The organism is Luteibacter rhizovicinus, assembly GCF_004342265.1.
Taxonomy (GTDB): domain Bacteria; phylum Pseudomonadota; class Gammaproteobacteria; order Xanthomonadales; family Rhodanobacteraceae; genus Luteibacter; species Luteibacter rhizovicinus_B.
In genome coordinates this window covers 240,339-257,941 of the sequence record NZ_SMCS01000002.1, presented here as the reverse complement: position 1 = coordinate 257,941, position 17,603 = coordinate 240,339, and the positions used below count along the sequence as shown (strand labels likewise).

General features: G+C 62.1%; 12 protein-coding genes. 7 read left to right on the top strand and 5 right to left on the bottom strand.

Annotation, left to right across the window (positions count from 1 at the left end):
- Positions 1–36: 36 nt before the first annotated feature.
- A complete protein-coding gene (locus tag EC912_RS05290; RefSeq protein WP_132142103.1) occupies positions 37–1,917 on the bottom strand; it encodes an ABC transporter ATP-binding protein in 1,881 nt (626 codons plus the stop codon).
- A gap of 130 nt (positions 1,918–2,047) precedes the next feature.
- On the opposite strand from EC912_RS05290, the gene EC912_RS05285 reads away from it, so the two are divergent.
- Positions 2,048–3,199 (top strand): helix-turn-helix domain-containing protein, encoded by a 1,152-nt coding sequence (locus EC912_RS05285; protein WP_243649161.1) that lies wholly within the window; start codon positions 2,048–2,050, stop codon positions 3,197–3,199.
- On the opposite strand, the gene EC912_RS05280 is transcribed toward EC912_RS05285, so the two are convergent.
- Entirely contained in the window at positions 3,188–3,790 is a 603-nt protein-coding gene (locus EC912_RS05280; protein ID WP_165973516.1) for a DUF2306 domain-containing protein, read from the bottom strand. The two genes, EC912_RS05285 and EC912_RS05280, sit on opposite strands and share 12 nt — an antisense overlap.
- A 232-nt stretch (positions 3,791–4,022) precedes the next feature.
- On the opposite strand from EC912_RS05280, the gene EC912_RS05275 reads away from it, so the two are divergent.
- A complete protein-coding gene (locus tag EC912_RS05275; RefSeq protein ID WP_132142803.1) occupies positions 4,023–4,319 on the top strand; it encodes a type II toxin-antitoxin system RelE/ParE family toxin in 297 nt (98 codons plus the stop codon).
- Positions 4,320–4,322: 3 nt separating this feature from the next.
- Positions 4,323–4,607, top strand: a complete 285-nt coding sequence (locus EC912_RS05270) for an addiction module antidote protein (RefSeq protein WP_132142101.1) — start codon at positions 4,323–4,325, stop codon at positions 4,605–4,607.
- 9 nt (positions 4,608–4,616) lie between these two features.
- Here the strand turns inward: EC912_RS05270 and EC912_RS05265 are convergent, their stop codons facing one another.
- From EC912_RS05265 to EC912_RS05255, 3 genes are all read right to left on the bottom strand, one after another.
- A complete protein-coding gene (locus EC912_RS05265) occupies positions 4,617–5,678 on the bottom strand; it encodes an alpha/beta hydrolase family protein (protein WP_132142100.1) in 1,062 nt (353 codons plus the stop codon).
- A 17-nt stretch (positions 5,679–5,695) separates the two neighbouring features.
- A complete protein-coding gene (locus EC912_RS05260; RefSeq protein WP_132142099.1) occupies positions 5,696–6,523 on the bottom strand; it encodes an AraC family transcriptional regulator in 828 nt (275 codons plus the stop codon).
- 76 nt (positions 6,524–6,599) lie between these two features.
- Complete coding sequence (locus EC912_RS05255) at positions 6,600–8,708, bottom strand: TonB-dependent siderophore receptor (RefSeq protein ID WP_165973515.1); 2,109 nt, start codon at positions 8,706–8,708, stop codon at positions 6,600–6,602.
- Between the two features lie 165 nt (positions 8,709–8,873).
- Between EC912_RS05255 and EC912_RS05250 the strand changes: the two genes are divergently transcribed.
- From EC912_RS05250 to EC912_RS05235, 4 genes are all read left to right on the top strand, one after another.
- A complete protein-coding gene (locus tag EC912_RS05250) occupies positions 8,874–10,037 on the top strand; it encodes an acyltransferase family protein (protein ID WP_132142097.1) in 1,164 nt (387 codons plus the stop codon).
- Positions 10,038–10,250: 213 nt separating this feature from the next.
- Positions 10,251–11,897 (top strand): alpha/beta hydrolase, encoded by a 1,647-nt coding sequence (locus EC912_RS05245; RefSeq protein ID WP_132142096.1) that lies wholly within the window; start codon positions 10,251–10,253, stop codon positions 11,895–11,897.
- Between the two features lie 930 nt (positions 11,898–12,827).
- On the top strand, positions 12,828–15,221 hold the full coding sequence (locus tag EC912_RS05240) for a TonB-dependent receptor plug domain-containing protein (RefSeq protein ID WP_165973514.1): 2,394 nt from the start codon (positions 12,828–12,830) through the stop codon (positions 15,219–15,221).
- A 40-nt stretch (positions 15,222–15,261) separates the two neighbouring features.
- On the top strand, positions 15,262–17,529 hold the full coding sequence (locus tag EC912_RS05235) for a transferrin receptor-like dimerization domain-containing protein (protein WP_132142094.1): 2,268 nt from the start codon (positions 15,262–15,264) through the stop codon (positions 17,527–17,529).
- Positions 17,530–17,603: the final 74 nt, after the last annotated feature.

Below are 17,603 nucleotides of genomic sequence, written 5' to 3'. Positions count from 1 at the left end.
AGAGGATCCGGCATACAGGCTCCTCTTCGTTACGCGTCAGCGGTAACCCGCGGCCTGCAGTTCGAACAGTTCGGCGTAATAACCGCCTGCGGCGACAAGCTCGTCGTGGCTACCGACTTCGACGACTCGACCCTGGCTGAGGACCAGGATGCGATCGGCCATACGAACCGTCGAGAAGCGATGCGAAATGATGACTGCGGTCTTTCCTTCGGAGAGATCCTTGAATCGCTGGAAAACGCCATACTCCGAGCGGGCATCGAGTGCTGCCGTGGGTTCGTCCAGTACAAGCAGCGGAGCGGCCCGCATGTAGGCCCGCGCGATCGCGATCTTCTGCCACTCGCCGCCGGACAGGTCGACGCCACCCTTGAACAGCTTGCCGAGCATTTGCTCGTAGCCCTTGGGTAGTCGTGCAATGACGTCGTCGGCCAGGCTGCGTTGGGCGGCGTCCTCGATACGTTGCATGTCGTCGCGCGCTTCGATACGGCCCACCGCGATGTTTTCCGAGGCGCGCAGGTAATAGCGTACGAAGTCCTGGAAGATGACGCCGATGTGCGAGCGCAGTGCTTCCAGGTCGTATTCGGCGAGCGGATGACCGTCGAGAAGAATGCGTCCTTCGTCGGGGTCGTACAGTCGCGAGAGTAACTTCACGATGGTGGTCTTGCCCGCACCGTTTTCGCCGACCAGCGCAAGCACTTCGCCCGCGCGAAGCGTGAAGGACAGATCGCGTACCGCCCAGCGCTCCGCGCCGGGATAGCGGAAACCCACGCCTTCGAAACGGAAGCCTTCAAGAATGGGTTCGGGAAAGGGGCGAGGGTGCTCGGGCGAGTGGATTTCGGGCTGGATGCGGAAGAACGAAAACAGGTCGTCCAGATACAGCGCCTGTCCCGCGAGTTGCGAGAAACCGGCGAGCAGGCTTTCCAGAAGCGTGCGCAAACGGCGAAACGACGCGGACAGGAAGGTCAGGTCGCCGATGGTGAATTCGCCGCGTGCCGTACGCCATGCGATCAGTGCATAGGCGGCGTAGTAGCCAAGCGTCCCTATCGTGGTGAAAAGCCCGCCCCATGCGGCGCGGCGCACGGCGATTTTCCGGTTCGCCGCGTACATGGCTTTCGACAGCTCGCGGTAACGGGTAATCAGAAAGTTGTTCAGGCCGAAGCTCTTCACTTCCTTGGCGGTCTGCGCGCTCGCTCCCACCATGCGCAGGTAGTCGAGTTCGCGTCGTTCCGGCGTCCATTCGTAGCTGACGGCGTAGCTCTTCGCGTTGAAGTGCATTTCGCCAAGGAAGGCAGGCACCAGCGCCACGAGCAGCAGCAGAATCAGCCAGGGTGCATAGACGAACAGGCCCACGGCAAAGCTGACGATGGTGACCATGTCCTGAGCCTGCCCGAATAGCTGCGACAGCAGGCCGCTGCGACCGGCCACCTGGCGACGCGCGCGATCGAGGCGGTCCTGCAGGTCGGCGTCCTCGAAATCTTCCAGGTCGAGGCTCGCGGCGTGCTCCATCAGCTGGACGCTGGTCGCGTTGGCATAGAGTTCGGAGAGCAGCGAATCCACCAGCGAAACCAGACGCCCCAGCAGATCGGCGACCACAGCCAGCGAAAACTCCAGCGCGAGCAGCCACCAGAGCCGGTCGAGTTCGCCGCTGGCCAGCCATTCGCTCGCGCTGCCGTGTCGCGCGCCTCCGGCGATGAGGTGGGTGACCTCGTCGATGATCAGCTTGCCGACGAAGAGCGTGATGACCGGCAACAGCGCGCGGAGCAAGCGCAGGACCAGGTTCTCGATGGTCAGCAGGGGACTGGTCTGCCAGACCGCCTTGATGAACGGTGGCACGTTGGCCAGTGCGCCGAGCCGTTCCCGGATACCGAGCGGCGGCGTGGCTTCCGGTCGGCGACCTCCCGTTCGGGCGTGTGGTGGCATGGTTGCTTCCGGCGGGATGGCGACGCCCAGTTTAGCGCTGCCGGTGTAGACAGACGATTCACGCCGCTCTCCCGACGCGGCGGCATGCGGGAAGTAATGGATGACGGCCGGCCCGCTTTCGGCGAGGATCGTGAGTGCCTTCACCGATTCAAGAGTGCATGTCCACCTCATGACCGCCTGGGTATTCATCTATAGCGCCGCTGCCTTGCAGGCGGTGCTGCTGGCTCTTGCCCTGTGGAGGCGGCCGGCCAATGCGCAGGCCAATCGCGTACTCGCCGCGTGGGTGGCATTGCTCGGTCTCGATCTCGCCGTGAAGGCGATCTACTGGCATGCGCCGGACGCTGCGTGGTTGCGTGCGTATCGCTTCGTCGGACTGTTTCCGCTGTTCTACGGCAGCTTCTTCTATTTGTACGTACGCGCCCTGACGAGAGGGCAGGGCTTTCGTATTCGCGACTTGCTGCATTTCACGGGTTTCGCCGTACTGCTTGCCAGCAACGCGGATCTGATTTTCGTCGATCGCGCGACGGCGCAGGTGCTGTTCGAAAGACTGGCGGCGGGCGGGCGCATCACCGCGCCATGGATGAATATCGCGCTGTTCGCGTATGGCCTTTCCTATGTCGTCGCCGCTCTGGTCCGCGTCCATCGTTACCGGCGCGCATTGAGGGAGCGGCGCTCGGACGCGGATCGTATGTCGTTGTACTGGATCGACGCGATGGCGGGTTTCCAGATCGTTATCTGGCTGATCGCGCTGGCCCAATGGCTGGTGAAGATTCCCGGTGTCGACTATGGATTGCTGTTCGGCGCGGTCGCGGCGTGGATCTGTGTGGTGGGATGGTGCTGCCTGGGGCAGCCTCCCGTGGTACCGGAATCAATCCCGGCCGCCCCCGCGGCGGAAGATACCCCGGCTCGGGACGACGCGCGCTTTCCCGCTGTCGAGACACGGCTGGCCCGGTTGATGGAGGGGCCGGGTGCTCTGTACCTCGAGCCGGCACTGACCATCGCGCAGGTCGCGAAACGCAGCGGCTATCCCGAATATCTCGTGTCGGCGGTAATCAATCGCCGTTTCGGCTGCTGCTTCTGGGAGTACGTCAATCGACTGCGGATCGAAGCGGTACGCGTGAGGCTCGCCGATCCGGACGATTCGCGCAGCATCCTGGATATCGCCTACGCCTCGGGGTTCACGTCGAAGTCGACCTTCAACGCCGCTTTCAAGAAGCAGACAGGCGATACCCCGAGCGCTTATCGCCGACGCGAGTCCCACGATGCCTTGTCAGGCGACTGACGCGATAGCTTCCGGCATGCGCCGGCCCGGCCAGCGCAGGATGATCTCGCAGACGGCCAGGTTGATCGGCCAGCACGCCCATGCCGCAAAGATATAGGTATCGCCGAATGGCATCCCTAGGATGGTGCCAGCGGCGAGAATGAGGCGCAGGGTCACGGCGGAAAACGTCAGGGCCGCGCTGCGCGACATCCAGCGTCGATGGCGTTCGGTATCGCCGGCCAGTGCATAGCGGATGCCGTTGCCCGTGACGAATAGCCAGGTCGGTGCGAGCAGCGCGAACCCGATGCCGCTGGCGGCGCCCCCTTGCGAGTGGGTCGAAAGCGACAACCCCGAGAGCGCGCCGATCAGGATGCCTCCCGCCGAAAGCCAGCCGCCCAGCCGGTGCAGGCGTGGCCAGCGCCGGCGTACGGTCCGGCTTAGCTGTAGCGGTGCGAGGAGCAAGGCGAGACCCGCGCCGAAGAAGTGACCCGGTACGTCAAAGCCCGATGTTGCGAAATTGGCATCGAAAGGGTTGCCGATGTTGTGCGGCATCCGGAAATACGTGAACGCGTACGCCGCCACCGCGATGCTTCCCATCGTGAACAGGGTCAATGCCAATCCTCGTCCGGTCTTTCGCCATACGTCCCGCATCGCAGCCTCCCATTGGGTTTTCGATGCAGGCAGGTTGGCGGCGAGGGCGGCTCCAGTCGTCCGGATCGGCCGGATCGTACGGTCCGAAGCGTGGATGCCTTCTTCGGGAAGATGTCCCATGCCGCTGAAATGGATGAGGGGGCAGCAGGTCCCCCGCCATTTACTGGGTGTGATCTATGAGTTACAGTCCGTCATGTTCGAGATAGTCCAGAGCGAAACGTTTCGCCGCTGGCACTCGGGTCTCAGGGACAGCCACGGCGCGATGCGAATCGTTGCGCGGATACGTTGGCTGTCCCTGGGTAATCCGGGCGACGTAAAGCCAGTCGGCCGGGGTGTCAGCGAGCTGCGACTCGACTGCGGACCAGGTTACCGCGTGTACTACACGCGGCGAGGCGCACGGTTGATCGTGCTGCTGGCTGGCGGCGACAAACAATCGCAATCCGCGGACATCGAACGCGCGCTGGCCATCGCTTCGGAATGGAAGGAGTAACTCATGGCGGAAAAATTCTCTCGCTGGGACGCAGTCGATCATCTGGCCACCGAGGCCACCCGCAAGGCATATCTCAATGCCTGCCTCGAAGAAGACCCCGGTGACGGAAGTCTCGTCCGTGCCGCGCTGGGCGACATCGCCCGCGCGCGTGGTATGAGCAAACTTGCTCGCGACACCGGCATTTCGCGCGAAGGCCTGTATCGCGCCCTGTCGGCCGAGGGCAATCCCGAGTTCGCCACGGTGATGCGGGTTATCCGGGCGCTGGGCCTGCACCTTCACGCCGCCTGAGCCGCCTCGTCAGATGTTGGCGTCGAAGAACGAGATTGCCGCATCGAGTGCTTTCTTGTGTGTGTCTTCCTGCGGCCGCTTCAGTGCGCACAGGGGAACGAGCTTGCGACCATCCTGCGTGCAGGTGCCTAGAAAGTCGTAGTGAGTTACATCGGGTAGCGCGGTCAGCGTGGCGTGGGGGAGCAGCGTTGCCGCAACGTCGCCATTGGTCGACGGAGGTGCGGTGACATCCGCATTGCCCAGTACGATGCGTACGGGGATATCGATAGCACGCAGGCTCGCTGGATCCAGTGCCTGCACGATCGCCGGCGCTATCGTGAACGCGGCACGGATCCCCGGGATGGAGTGATCGTCGGCCGCGTGCCGGAGTTGTGCGGCAATCGCGGGTTCGTGCGACGCTTTTTTAACCGCCTCGCTGGTCAGTTCGGGTGCTTCCTTTTGCGGCATGCATACCCCGTCGGTGGGATGCGTGTTGCAGAAGCGTACGAGGCGATCGACATCGACACGCGCGCCAGCGGCGACCAGCGATGTAAACCCGCCCGCCGAGAAGCCGGCGACGCCGAGTCTTTTCCTGTCGATGTGCGGGCCGGCGAGCGGATCGCTTTCGGCGACGCGAAGCGCGGCCTTCAGATCCTCGGCACGCTCCCACCAGAGCAGCGCACCGGCTGCCGTCATGGGGCCCAGCGCATTGTTGCCGGGGTGGTCGACGGCGACGACGACGTATCCGTGGCGAGACAGTTCCGTACCCAACCATCCCATCATGCGCGCGCTTCCGCCAAACCCATGCGATAGCAGGATCACAGGATGAGCGCCTTCGGCGAATGCCGCGTCCGCCGCTGCGCTGCCGGATACGAACAGGGGATTGCCGGGAGGTCCGATTTCCAATGGCTTCTCGATGGCTCCGGTTGCCGCCGGATACCAGATGGTGACGCGCAATGTGGCATCGTGACCGGCGCTGCGTAGTGCAGCCGTCGGCGTGGTGGTCGTCCGGTGTATTTCGCCGACGATGGCGGCCTGCGACGTGGAAATGATCGAAGCGGCAAATACCAGGGCACATAGATACGAGCGCATGTTGCGTTTTCCTTGAGTCACGGTACCAGGGGCAACCAGATTTCGACTTCGCCGACCCCGGTCCGTCCGTCGAAATCGGGCGCGTAACGTTCGAAGCTCGGGCCGTCGGCAAGCTCCAGTCCCGCGTCGGGAAGAGCTACCGAAAGCATGGCCTGCCATGTGCGATGGATGGAAGAAATATGACCGGCGTGCCGCACGACAGCGTAGCGCCTTGCCGGAACGCGGATGTGCGCGCGATTGCCGACATCCGTGAAACTCGGTACCTCGAAACCGGCGACGTATTCGAAGTTGCCTTCGTCGTCGTCGTTGCAGCACACCCCGTATGTGACGCGCCCTTCGAGTAACGGACCATCGGCACTCAGGTTGAGTTTCTGCCATTGCGCGGGTATGCCGGCGCCAGTCGACTTGTTGTATCGGCCTGCATTGCCAGCGATCAGCAGGGCTCCGGATACTTCGACGCGCGGGGTTTCGACGGGCCAGTCGGGCTGGGCGCCACCTCTCACGGCCGACACGAGCGGGAGGTCGGCACACGACGCCCGTAGACGCACGGCTTCCGGGGGCATGCCGAACTGGTCGCGAAACGCGCGAGTGAACGCTTCGTGCGAGCCATAGCCGGACGAAAGTGCCAGATCGAGAATGTCCCGGGCGCCGCTGGCGAGTGCCTGCGCTGCCTCGCTCAGGCGTCGTGCGCGCATGTACTTCATGACGGACCAGCCGGTGGTCGCCTGGAACAGCCTTGAAAGGTGGTATTGCGATACCCCGGTGGCGGTCGCTACATCGGCCAGCGATATATCCGTGGCGAAGTGCGTTTCGATGAACCAGAGCGCTTTCTCGGCGGCGGCCATGTTGGAACCCCACGATGGATCGGATGTTCCACAGGATAGCCGCCGTCAGCAGCCGGGGTTTGATAGTTCTTGCTGGTCAGAAGCGGTAGCGCACGTTGCCCACGATGCTGCGGCGAGGGCCGTAGAAGCAGTCGCCGCGATCAAGGCAGGTCGCCTCGTAAATCTGGTCGGTCAGGTTCGCGATGTTGACGGAAAGGCGCCATGGGCCGGTGTCGTACGCGATCATGGCGTCGAACAGCGTCTTCGCGTTTATGCGCAGCGTGCCACTCTGGTCGTAGTTTTTGCCGATATAGCGCGCACCCGCGCCGAAGCTCAGGCCGTCGCTGTCCGCCGCGTTCACGTGATAGACCGCCCAGGTCGATGCCTGGTTTTTCGGCAGGCCGGCCACGATGGTGCCATCGTCGGGCCTCGCATTCGTCCACGTATAGGTCGCCAGAAGATCGACGTGATTCGCGATACGCGTGGATCCTTCAAGCTCGACACCGTGCGTGTGCATGCGGCCGGCCTGGATCTGATTGAGAGGATTGGCCGGATCCGGGGCCAGACGGTTTTCCTCGCGAAGGTCGTACCAGGTGGCGGTGAACAGCGTGTTGCTACCGGTTGGCTGGATCTTTACCCCGGCCTCGTACTGTTTGCCGCGTAGCGGTGCGTAAGGACGGTTGTAGAAGTCGAGGCTGTCCAGTGGCTGGAACGATTCGGTATAGCTGACGTAAGGGACGATTCCATTGTCGAAGCGATACATCACGCCGAAGCGCGACGTGGTCGCCTGGTTCTTCATCGTATGGCTGCCTTCGGTCTTCGTCGATGCGTCGTCGTGGCGGACGCCCAGTGTCGCCAGCCAGTGCGAGCCGAACTCGAGCTGGTCCTGAAGGTAAGCGCCGGTTTGCTTCGTGCGGCTGGAAGGTGCCCTGAAAATATCGGGCGGCGTGAAACCGTTGCCGTATACAGGTGCGTACAGGTCGAACGGTGTTGCATCGAAACCCGAGCCCTGACGGCTGTCCGTATGGGAGCTACCCGCGTCCACGCCGATCAGCACGCGATGATGCATCGAGGCAAAGTCGAAGTCGGCTTCCGCATGTGTGTCGGTGACGAACCGGCGATGCCGGTTGATCGACACGTAGCTGTAACGAGTCACTTCCCGCTGCGCCTCGTCGAGGAATGGATTGCCCGGATTGGAATAGACGTTGGGATAGAGCGACCGGTAGTCCACGTTGTCATGCGAATAGCGCAGGTTCTGCGAGAACTTCCACGTATCGTCGAAGCGATGTTCGAACAGCGACGAGAACGAACGCTGATCCGTGTTGTAGCGGTCGAAACCGGGTTCGCTGGCGAAGCGATTCGTACGAATGCGTCCGTTCGGATTGGGCAGCAAGGTGCCCGAATGCGGCAGGAAGTTCAGCGTCGTGCCGTTGCGATCGAACTGGAGATTGGCCAGCAACACCCAGCGCGTGTTTTCGTCCGGCGTCCACGATACGGAAGGCGCGAGCGCGTTGCGGTCGTCGGGCACGTGGTCCATCTGCGAGTTGGAATCGCGCGCCACGCCGATCAGGCGATAGTTCCAGTGCCCCTTGTCGTCCAGCGGGCCGGTGAAGTCGAACGCGATCTGCTTGCGGGCGTAGTTGCCGAACTGCACGTTCACTTCATGCATGGGTGTCGACTGCGGCAACTTCGAATTCAGTGCGATCAGGCCGCCCGTGGTGCCCTGGCCGTACAGCACGGACGACGGACCGCGTACGACTTCGATGTGGTCGAGGAAATACGGTTCGGTCCGTGCGTAGCTGCCGCCGAAGTACTGGCGCAGGCCGTCGAGGTATTGGGTGAACGACGTACCGCGCACGAAGGCATCGTCGCCGCGGCTATCGACGCCGTAGGCATCCGAACGGACGCCGGCGGAATAGCGCAGGGCGTCCTGAATCGTGAGTACGCCCTGATCCAGGAGCTGCGCCGCGGAGATGACGGACACCGCCTGCGGGGTTTCGATCAGCGGCGTATCCGTCTTGGTGCCGGCGGCGGCATCGGTACGCGTATAGCCTTCGTCGAGGGTCTGGCCGTGGACTGAAACGGGAGCGAGCTGGACCGCTTTCTGCGCGTCGCCGCTATCGGATGGAAGCGTCTGGCCGATGGCTAACGCAGGCAGCACAAGCGCGGCCATCAGCGCTGGCAAGGCGTTTCTTCTAGTGGTCATCTGCTTTGGGTATCCCTGACGTGGCGCGGCTATATCACCACTATAAATGCGAATCAATCTCATTCACATGATGCCCGGATCGGGCCTTTTTGAAAAGAGGGGTCTTTCAGGCACGTCTCCGATCGACTGCTAGACTCGCGTCGCACATCAGGTCTGGGGAGTTGCATGCTGGAGTCGGGAAGGGGCGCGACGCGCTCGCGAAATGCCGGGATCGACGCTCTGCGTGGTGCGAGCATTCTGTTCGTCGTGATGCATCATCTCGGCCTGCGACTTCCGTTGCACAAGACCGACCTGGCGGCCTGGTTGCCCACGCCGTTCCTCAAGGGGCTGATCTACAACGGTTACGAAGCGGTGTTCGTGTTCTTCGTGATCTCGGGTTTTCTGATCGCACGCCACACGCTGGATAGAAACGGCAGTTTCGCCGCCATCGACATGCGCGACTTCTATGCCCGGCGCGTCGCTCGCATCGTTCCCTGCCTGCTTGTCCTGGTGGCAGTCCTTTCGGTCTCCCATCTCGCGGGCGTGGACAACTACGTCATCCAGCGCGAAGGGCAATCGTTGGGCGGCGCGATCGCTTCGGCGTTTACGTTCACGCTCAATGTCTATGAGGGACGCACGGGCTACCTGCCAGGCGGCTGGGACGTGCTGTGGTCGCTGTCCGTCGAGGAAGTGTTCTACCTCGCGTTCCCGCTGGTATGCCTGACGCTGGGACGAACGCGCGCCTTCGTTTTTGCACTCGCGGTACTTGCACTGGCACTACCGTGGCTGCACGCGATGAACGCGGACAACGAGATATGGCAGGAGAAGGCATACCTGCCCGGCATGGCCGCCATTGCGACCGGTATTCTCACCGCCATGCTGAGCACTCGCTGGCACCCCGGCACGATGGCTCGCCGCGTTCTCGTCGTTATCGGCGCGCTGGGATTCCTGACGATCATGTTCTCCGGCGGCTGGCTCTGGCGAACCATCCACGATAGCTACATGCTGGTGCTGACGTTATCGGCAGGCTGCCTGATCCTCGCGGCGCACGCCATGCCGGAAGGCTCGAAAGTCCCGCGAGCCTTCGCGTGGCTGGCGGCACCCGGGCGCTGGAGTTACGAGATCTACCTGACCCATATGTTCGTGGTCTTCGGCGTCGTCGCCGTAGCGAAGACCACGGGTCTTGGCATGCCGTTGGCATGGCTATGGTATTTCCCGACGCTGGCGATTGCATTTGCGCTTGGCGCTATCGTCGAGCGCTATTTCTCCGAACCGGCGCGCAAGCGGGCGTTTACTCTCGTAAAGCGCTCGATCGCTGCGCGCGGAGCTGCGACTGAGCCAACGGCCTAGTCTGGCTCGGCTTCACCGCAGGTGGCGGTTCGTTCGTGACTCGGCGCGTAACTGTCCGTTTCCCGGTAGCGGACAGCTCCGGATAGCCGCGGACAGGTTCGGCCGGAGTTTGTCTGGCCTGAATGCTCGCGCCGGCCATGGCATGCGGATTGCTCACGATCTCTTGGGCGCGAAGCGCGCGTCGAATACGAACTTCGTATCGGGGAGTGATCCATGCAACTGCCATTCCGTGCGGCCCTGGCTGCCGTATGTCTTCTTGCCGCATCGTTGCAGAATAGCGTCGCCAAGGATGCGGACGCGAATCACGCGTTCGTCCGGGTTTCCCTTTCGTCGGGTGTCAGTGGCAATGGCGGTGGGCGACTTCTTATCTTTGCCATGCCGGTCGACGGGTCCCATGAGCCGGGGAGAGCGGTAAAGCTTCCGGATGCGGTCGATATCAATCCCATCAAGCCAATGACGGTGAAAACGTTCGTGGCTGCGCGCGAAGTCGGAGCTATGGACGCCCGGAGCTCCATTGATGTGGATCTCGATGCGATGGCGTGGCCGCAGGCGTTCTCGACGCTTCCGCATGGAGCATACGCATTCCAGGCTGTCCTCGATGTCGACCGGGACTATGCGTATGCCGGAAGGAAGGCGCCGGATCTGCTCAGCGAGGTCACACTGGTTCAGGTGGGAAGTGGAAGCATCCCCTCGCTTCGTCTGTCGCAAGCCATCCCCTCCCACGATCCATGGCTATTTCCGGCGGGCGCTCCCGAATGGCTGCGCGCGGCTGAGCCGGAGGCACGAGCCAACGTCACCGAAGTGAATTTCGCCAGCCCCGCACTTTCGGCTTTCTGGGGTCGACGGATCGAAATGAGGGCGATGGTCCTGGTACCACCGGGCTATAAGGAGGGATCTTCGGAGCGCTATCCCACCATATATCTGACCCATGGTTACGGTGCGACGGTTGCGGACTATCCCGATGCCGTGGCGTCGATCTGGGCACGCATGAAGCGGGGAGAAATTCCTCCGATGATCTGGGTGCTGCTTGAGGAGTCCAGTCCGACCGGGACGCACGAGTTCGCCGATTCGGTAAACAACGGTCCATGGGGAAGTGCGCTCACCACGGAATTCATTCCGCATCTGGAGAGCACCTTCAGAATGGATGGCAAGGCCAGCGGCCGGTTTCTCACCGGTCATTCTTCAGGCGGCTGGGCAGCGCTGTGGGTTCAGACGCATTACCCCTCCATGTTTGGCGGCGCATGGGCGACTTCGCCCGACCCTACCGATTTTCACGACTTCAGCGGCGTGGATCTGTACGGCAAGCAGGCGAACTTTTACAAAAGATCCGATGGTTCGGAGGCACCTCTGGTGCGCGAGCGCGGCGAGGTGATATGGACGGTCCGCGACTTCGCCCGGCTGGAAAGAGTGCTGGGGGAATTCGGCGGACAAATGGCGTCCTATGAATGGGTGTTTTCACCCAAGGGCATCGACGGACGTCCGCAGCAGCTCTTCGACCGCGACACGGGAGCGATCGACCCAAAGGTCCTTGCCTACTGGAGCGAGCACTACGACATCGTCCGGTACCTGCAAAGGGACTGGCCACGCCTGAAAGATCAGCTTCGCGGGAAAGTCCACGTCATCGTGGGCACCGAGGACACGTTCTATCTCGATGGCCCGGCGCATCGACTGAAGGCGGTTCTCGACGAGTTGTCGGATGGAGGCGATGTCCGGTTCAAGGCCGGTCGTGGGCATTTCGATCTCTATAAGGAAGGCGAGGATCGTGTCGCGTTGCGAAGCCAGATTGCGCGCGAAATGTATGCTGTTGCGAGGCCCTCATTCGTGGCTCCCAAAGGCGTCGGAGCTACGGCAGGCAAGTAGCGTTTTGCCGGGGAATCGTGTCGGGTTCTTCATGCCTTTTTTTGGGACGGCTCGGCTTTGCCATCGCTTTCGCGCTCGGACGCTTCGGGGAGAGCCGTCGGCCACCACCCTCGACGCTCCGGCTTCACCGTCGCTCGGGGAAGGAGAGCCGCTGTGCGGCTTTTGTCTGATGGCTGCGCCCCGTCGCGCCCGCGCTGCGGGCGGGGGTTTTTGATTCGGCATCCCTGCCTCAGCAAAAACGGCGGACCGTCCAGGTCCGCCCCCTGCGGGCCTTGTCCGCCCACAGCGCTCGGTTCCGCAAGTCGCGTCGAGGGTGGTGGCCGACGGCTCTGCCGGATGCTGCGGTCACGTGGGGGAAAGCATCGCGTCGACGCATGGTCATGGGTGACTTCATCCGGGTCCACGCCCACCCGTAGGCTCGGCTCGTGCTCTGCCCACAGCTAACCGCAACCGACGGTGCCGAAGGCCCCAAGGGCCAACCCGGTCGCGGCCTCCACGACGCACGAGAGTGAGCCGACGAAGCCGCTGCCAACACGAGCCGCCCAACGGCGATCCTCAACCAAAGAGCAACCAGAAGCGCGAGATCGCCTCCGTACTGCGCGAAGAACCATAAGTAACGGAACCGACGAGTTGCGGCGGTTTGTCACAGGCGGACGGTCGTATGGACGTCCATCCGCTCTTTACACGAATTTCATATATCCCTATAGTCGCCCCGTGAACATTCATTTTCCGCGTACCGCAAACCTCGCCGCCGACTGTTGTCGTGGCCTGTTTGTGCGCGGAATAAGTGTGGAAGAGGCGGTCTGCTGACCGTTGGCCTTATAGGTCTTTCCCGCTTACCAAACCCGCGCCGGCCAGTCCGACGCGGGTTTTTTTATGGACATGGCTGGCGCATCCATCACCGATAGTTATCGGCTTCAGGAGTTCAGGATGCACCATGCAATTCGCCCGGTCCCGCGTGTTTTGGCGCTGGGCATCGCTTCCGCGCTTGGCTTGAGCCAGCCTCTGCTGGCGCAAGAAACACCCGCGAAAGACCCCGCAAAGCTCGACGCCGTGATCGTTACCGGCACGCGCAGCACCGACCGCACGGTCAGCAGCTCGCTGCAGCCGGTGGATGTGATCTCGTCGGATCAGCTGCAGAGTTCGGGTAGCAATCAGCTGGGTGCGGCGCTGGCCCGACTCGTTCCGTCGATCAGTTTTCCGCAGCCCACCACCATCAGCGGTGCCGAGGTCGTGCGTCCGGTGACGTTGCGGGGGCTCAGTCCCGATCAGGTTCTGGTCCTTATCGACGGCAAGCGCCAGCACGCCGGCTCGTTTCTCAATCTGGGCGGTGCGATCGGTCGCGGTTCCAATCCGGTGGATATCAACGCGATACCGATCTCGGCGGTCGAACGCATCGAGGTGCTGCGCGATGGCGCATCGGCGCGCTATGGATCGGATGCTATTGGAGGCGTCATCAACGTGATCCTGAAGAAGGGGGGCGAGGGTGGCAGTGTCAGCGCCCAGTACGGCGGTTACAGCAAGGGCGATGGCAAGCAGCGGCAGCTTTCGGGCGATGCCGGATTCAAGCTGGGAGACAAGGGATTCGTGCATGTCTCCGGGGAATTCGCCAACGACGATTACACCAATCGTGCCGGTCGCGATCTTGGTACGTCGGCGGTGGGCAGTACTTATGGGCAGAAGGTGTATCGCCTGGGTGATCCGGCCGTGAAATCGACCAAGCTCGGTGTGAACGCGGAGTACGACTTCAGCAAGGCCGTGGAGGTTTACGGCTTCGCGCTGTATCGGCGCGACCGTGCCGAAAGCGCGTTGCTATACCGTCATCGCAACGATTCGACCAACGTACGATCCATCTATCCCAATGGCTATCTGCCGCTGGCGACGCCCATCGTCGACGACCTGTCGGTGGTGGGCGGCGTGCGCGGTGAAGTGGGCGATGGATGGCATTACGACTTCTCGCTCAACTATGGCAAGAACCGTTACCGATCGCGCTTCGATCAGATCAATGCGGACTGGTATCGCACGTATGGATACACGCCGTTCTCTATCGTCGGCGCGACGTATAAGAGTTCGCAGGACGTCGTCAATCTGGACCTGAGCAAGGAATTTCGCCCCAGCTGGCTGCCTAATCCGGTGTCGGTCGCGTTCGGTGCCGAGTACCTGCGGCAGACTTATCAGGTGACGCCGGGCGATGTGTATTCGCAGTACGGTTCGAACGGCGGCATCACCGGCAACAGCTCTGGTCGATGGCAGCGTCACGATGTGTCCGAGTACATCGATCTGGAAACCAATCTCACCGATCGCTTTGCCGTTTCGCTGGCGGGGCGGCACGAGGATTACAGCGACTTCGGCAAGACGACCTCCGGATCGCTGTCCGGCCGTTTCGATTTCACGCCACGGGTGGCTGTGCGCGGTACGGTTTCCACCGGCTTCCGCGCACCGACCCTGGTGCAGCAGCACTACGCCGACGTGTCCAGCCAGCTTCAGGATCTTGGTCATGGTCAGGTGCTGGTCCAGTCGGGCACCTTCCCGGTCGACGCGCCGGTGGCGCAACTGCTCGGCGCGGAAAAACTCAAGCCCGAGAAGTCGCGAAGCGCAACCGTGGGCGTGGTGCTCGATCCGATCGATGCGTGGCAGCTCAGTGTGGATGCTTATTGGATCAAGATCACCAATCGCATCAACCTGTCCTCGAATATTCCGGTGAATACGCCAAAGGTGGCGAGCTATCTCACCGGTAACGGTATCGATGCCAACTATCAGTCGCTTCGTTACTTCACCAATGCGGTGGATACGCGCACGCGCGGTGTCGATGTGGTCAGCCAGTATGGTTTCGATTTCAGTAACGGCGATCGGTTGAACACTACCCTAAGCTGGTCCTATAACCAGAATAAGGTGCTTTCGGTAAAGCCCAATCCGGCGATCCTCGATCAGCTTGGCGTGGCCGTGCAGCGTGTCGAGCGTCGCGAGCGACTGGGTTTGCTGGGCGATACCAATCCGCGCACCAAGCTCGATCTGGGGCTGGACTATCTGCACCAGCGGTGGGCGGTGCATGCGAACGTCAATGGTTACGGCAGCTATACCGTGTACAGCAATAGCGGACCGCAGCTCGACCAGACCTTCGCGTCGCGCTGGACGCTCGATCTTTCGGTGGACTATCGCCTCGATCGCTGGACTTTCACGGTGGGCGGCGACAACGTTACCAATGCGCATCCCCAGCAGGTGATCTATGCCAACTCCACGAACGGCAACTTCCTGTATAGCTTGTTCTCGCCGATGAGCTGGAACGGTGCCTATTACTACGGTCGCGTCACTTACAAGTTCTGATCGCCGCCCACGCGCATCAAGATATCGAGGTCAAGAAGCAATGATTCGTTCTTTCCATCCATCGAGGTCGATTGCCGCGACAGCGATTCTCCTGCTGACAGCGATTACAGCCTGGGCGCAGGAATCCACGCAAGTGTCGCCACCTTACGGTTTTATCGGTGCGCACGGCGAGCAGCAGCGCGCATTGGAGCGCCGTGTCGATGCAGGTATCGAAAGCGCCGATCTCGACGGGTGGTTGAAGCGGCTTACGTCGGCACCCAACCACATCGGCTCGATACACAACAAGGAAAATGCCGATTACATAGCCTCTCAGTTTCGTCAGTTCGGCTGGGACACGCGTGTCGAGACGTTCCGGGTACTTGTCGCTTATCCGGATCGGCAAAAGTTCGAACTGCTGGGAGAGCATCCTTATGCGGCGAATTTCACCGAGCCCGCGGTCGAAGGCGATCCCGACACGACGCAACGCAAGGATGTCTTGCCGGGCATGGAAGCGTATAGCGCCGATGGCGACGTAAGCGCGCCGCTGATTTACGTCAACCAGGGATTGACGGCCGATTACGACGAACTGGCGAGGACGGGTCTCGACGTCAAAGGCAAGATCGTACTGGTGCGTTCCAGCGGTGCCGGTCGCTGGGTGAAACCGCGTCTGGCGGAGAAGCATGGTGCTGTCGGCATCGTGATCTTTTCCGATCCGGGTGAAGACGGCTACGTCAAAGGCGATGTCTATCCGCAAGGTGCGTGGCGTACGCCACGTACTATCCAGCGCGGCACGCTTGGTATCGACGATACCCTCGATGCCCGGGCTGGCGCGCGAATTCAGGCGCAGAAGAAATTGCCCGGCCAGTCCATTCCGGTAGTGACCATTGGCTATGGCGACGCCGAAGTCTTCCTCAGGGCGCTGGGTGGTCCACAGGTACCATCGCGCTGGCAGGGCGGCTTGCCTTTCGCGTATCACATCGGTGGCAGCGGGGCTCGGGCGCACCTGGCGGTGACGTCGGACTGGCATTGGGAAACGCTGTACAACGTCATCGCCACCCTGCGTGGTAGCGACGAGCCGGATCAGTGGGTACTGCGTGGCGTGCATCACGATGCGTGGGTATTCGGTGCATGGGATCCTCTGGCCGGTACAACTGCCATGCTTGCCGAAGCGAAAGCCATCGGCGAGCTGTATCGGCAGGGAGTGAAGCCACGGCGAACGCTGGTCTTCGCCAGCTGGGACGGTGAAGAGCTCGGCATCCTCGGTTCGCGTGCGTGGACCGACAAACATGCCGACGAGCTACGTCGCAAAGCGGTGTTCTATCTCAATAACGACACCACCAGCCGCGGATTCCTCAGTGCCGCGGGCGCTCCGGCACTGGCGCGATTGATCGGCGGCGTCGCCGCCGACGTGCGCGATCCGGAAACGGGAGCGAGCGTAGAAAATCGCCTGCGCGCGAAACTCGCTGTGGCGTCAGGTGAGGGTAAAGGCCCCGATCCGGCGAACGACTTGCCGCTGTCTCCGCTCGGTACCGGATCGGACTTCGTCGCCTTTACGCACCACCTTGGCATTCCGTCGCTGCACGTGCGTTACGGTTACGACCGCGACGGCGATGAACAAAGCGTACCGGTCTATCATTCGCTGTACGACAGCTACACCCATTATCAGCGTTTCGGCGATCCGGGCCTGAAGTACATCGATGCACTGGCCAAGACGGATGCACGGGTCGTGCTGCGTGTCGCCAATGCCGATCTCCTCCCCTGGCGTTATACCGATCAGGCGAATGTGCTCGGCAAGGATATCGATGCGTTGCAGGCCTATAACCGCAAACTCGGCGAGCAGGCGCGTAAGCACAATGCTTTGCTGGATAGCCATGCGTATGCGCTGGCGGCGGTGAGCTGGCGCGGACAGACAGAGCCCGGGCGTCTGGAGGACGATGTTCCCGTTATCGACCTGAGTGCATTGCGCGATGCGCAACGTCGCTTCGCCGATAGCGCACAGGCTTACGATCGTGCCTATGCAAGCTACGAAGACACCGGTACGTCGGCCGGGACAAAAACGTTGCGTCGAGCCAACGATGCTTTGCGTCAGGTAGAGCCCGCGCTGCTCGGCGAAGGGTTGTCAGGCCGTCCCTGGTATCGCCATCTTCTGGCGGCGCCCAGTCTTAAGGAAGGCTACGAGGTATCGACGCTACCTGCGATTCGCGATGCGCTCGACCAGCGCAAGTGGAGCGATGCACGTACCGCGGTAACCCGTACGGCCCAGGCGGTGGAAGAAGCGTCGCGCAGGTTGGCCGCCGCCACCGATGCTTTGCGGCCTGACACGAGGTGAACTCAAGTCCGGCGCAAGGCGGCAGGGCGCCGAGCATGGTCGGTGGTTGCCTTGCGGTGACGTTGAAAGCGGGT

Excerpts from the sequence above, each read along its gene's own strand:
- EC912_RS05255 (WP_165973515.1), bottom strand. The coding sequence starts at position 8,708 with ATGACCACTAGAAGAAACGCCTTGCCAGCGCTGATGGCCGCGCTTGTG.
- EC912_RS05270 (WP_132142101.1), top strand. The coding sequence starts at position 4,323 with ATGGCGGAAAAATTCTCTCGCTGGGACGCAGTCGATCATCTGGCCACC.
- EC912_RS05275 (WP_132142803.1), top strand. The coding sequence starts at position 4,023 with ATGTTCGAGATAGTCCAGAGCGAAACGTTTCGCCGCTGGCACTCGGGT.
- EC912_RS05290 (WP_132142103.1), bottom strand. The coding sequence starts at position 1,917 with ATGCCACCACACGCCCGAACGGGAGGTCGCCGACCGGAAGCCACGCCG.
- EC912_RS05250 (WP_132142097.1), top strand. The coding sequence starts at position 8,874 with ATGCTGGAGTCGGGAAGGGGCGCGACGCGCTCGCGAAATGCCGGGATC.
- EC912_RS05245 (WP_132142096.1), top strand. The coding sequence starts at position 10,251 with ATGCAACTGCCATTCCGTGCGGCCCTGGCTGCCGTATGTCTTCTTGCC.
- EC912_RS05235 (WP_132142094.1), top strand. The coding sequence starts at position 15,262 with ATGATTCGTTCTTTCCATCCATCGAGGTCGATTGCCGCGACAGCGATT.
- EC912_RS05260 (WP_132142099.1), bottom strand. The coding sequence starts at position 6,523 with ATGGCCGCCGCCGAGAAAGCGCTCTGGTTCATCGAAACGCACTTCGCC.
- EC912_RS05265 (WP_132142100.1), bottom strand. The coding sequence starts at position 5,678 with ATGCGCTCGTATCTATGTGCCCTGGTATTTGCCGCTTCGATCATTTCC.
- EC912_RS05240 (WP_165973514.1), top strand. The coding sequence starts at position 12,828 with ATGCACCATGCAATTCGCCCGGTCCCGCGTGTTTTGGCGCTGGGCATC.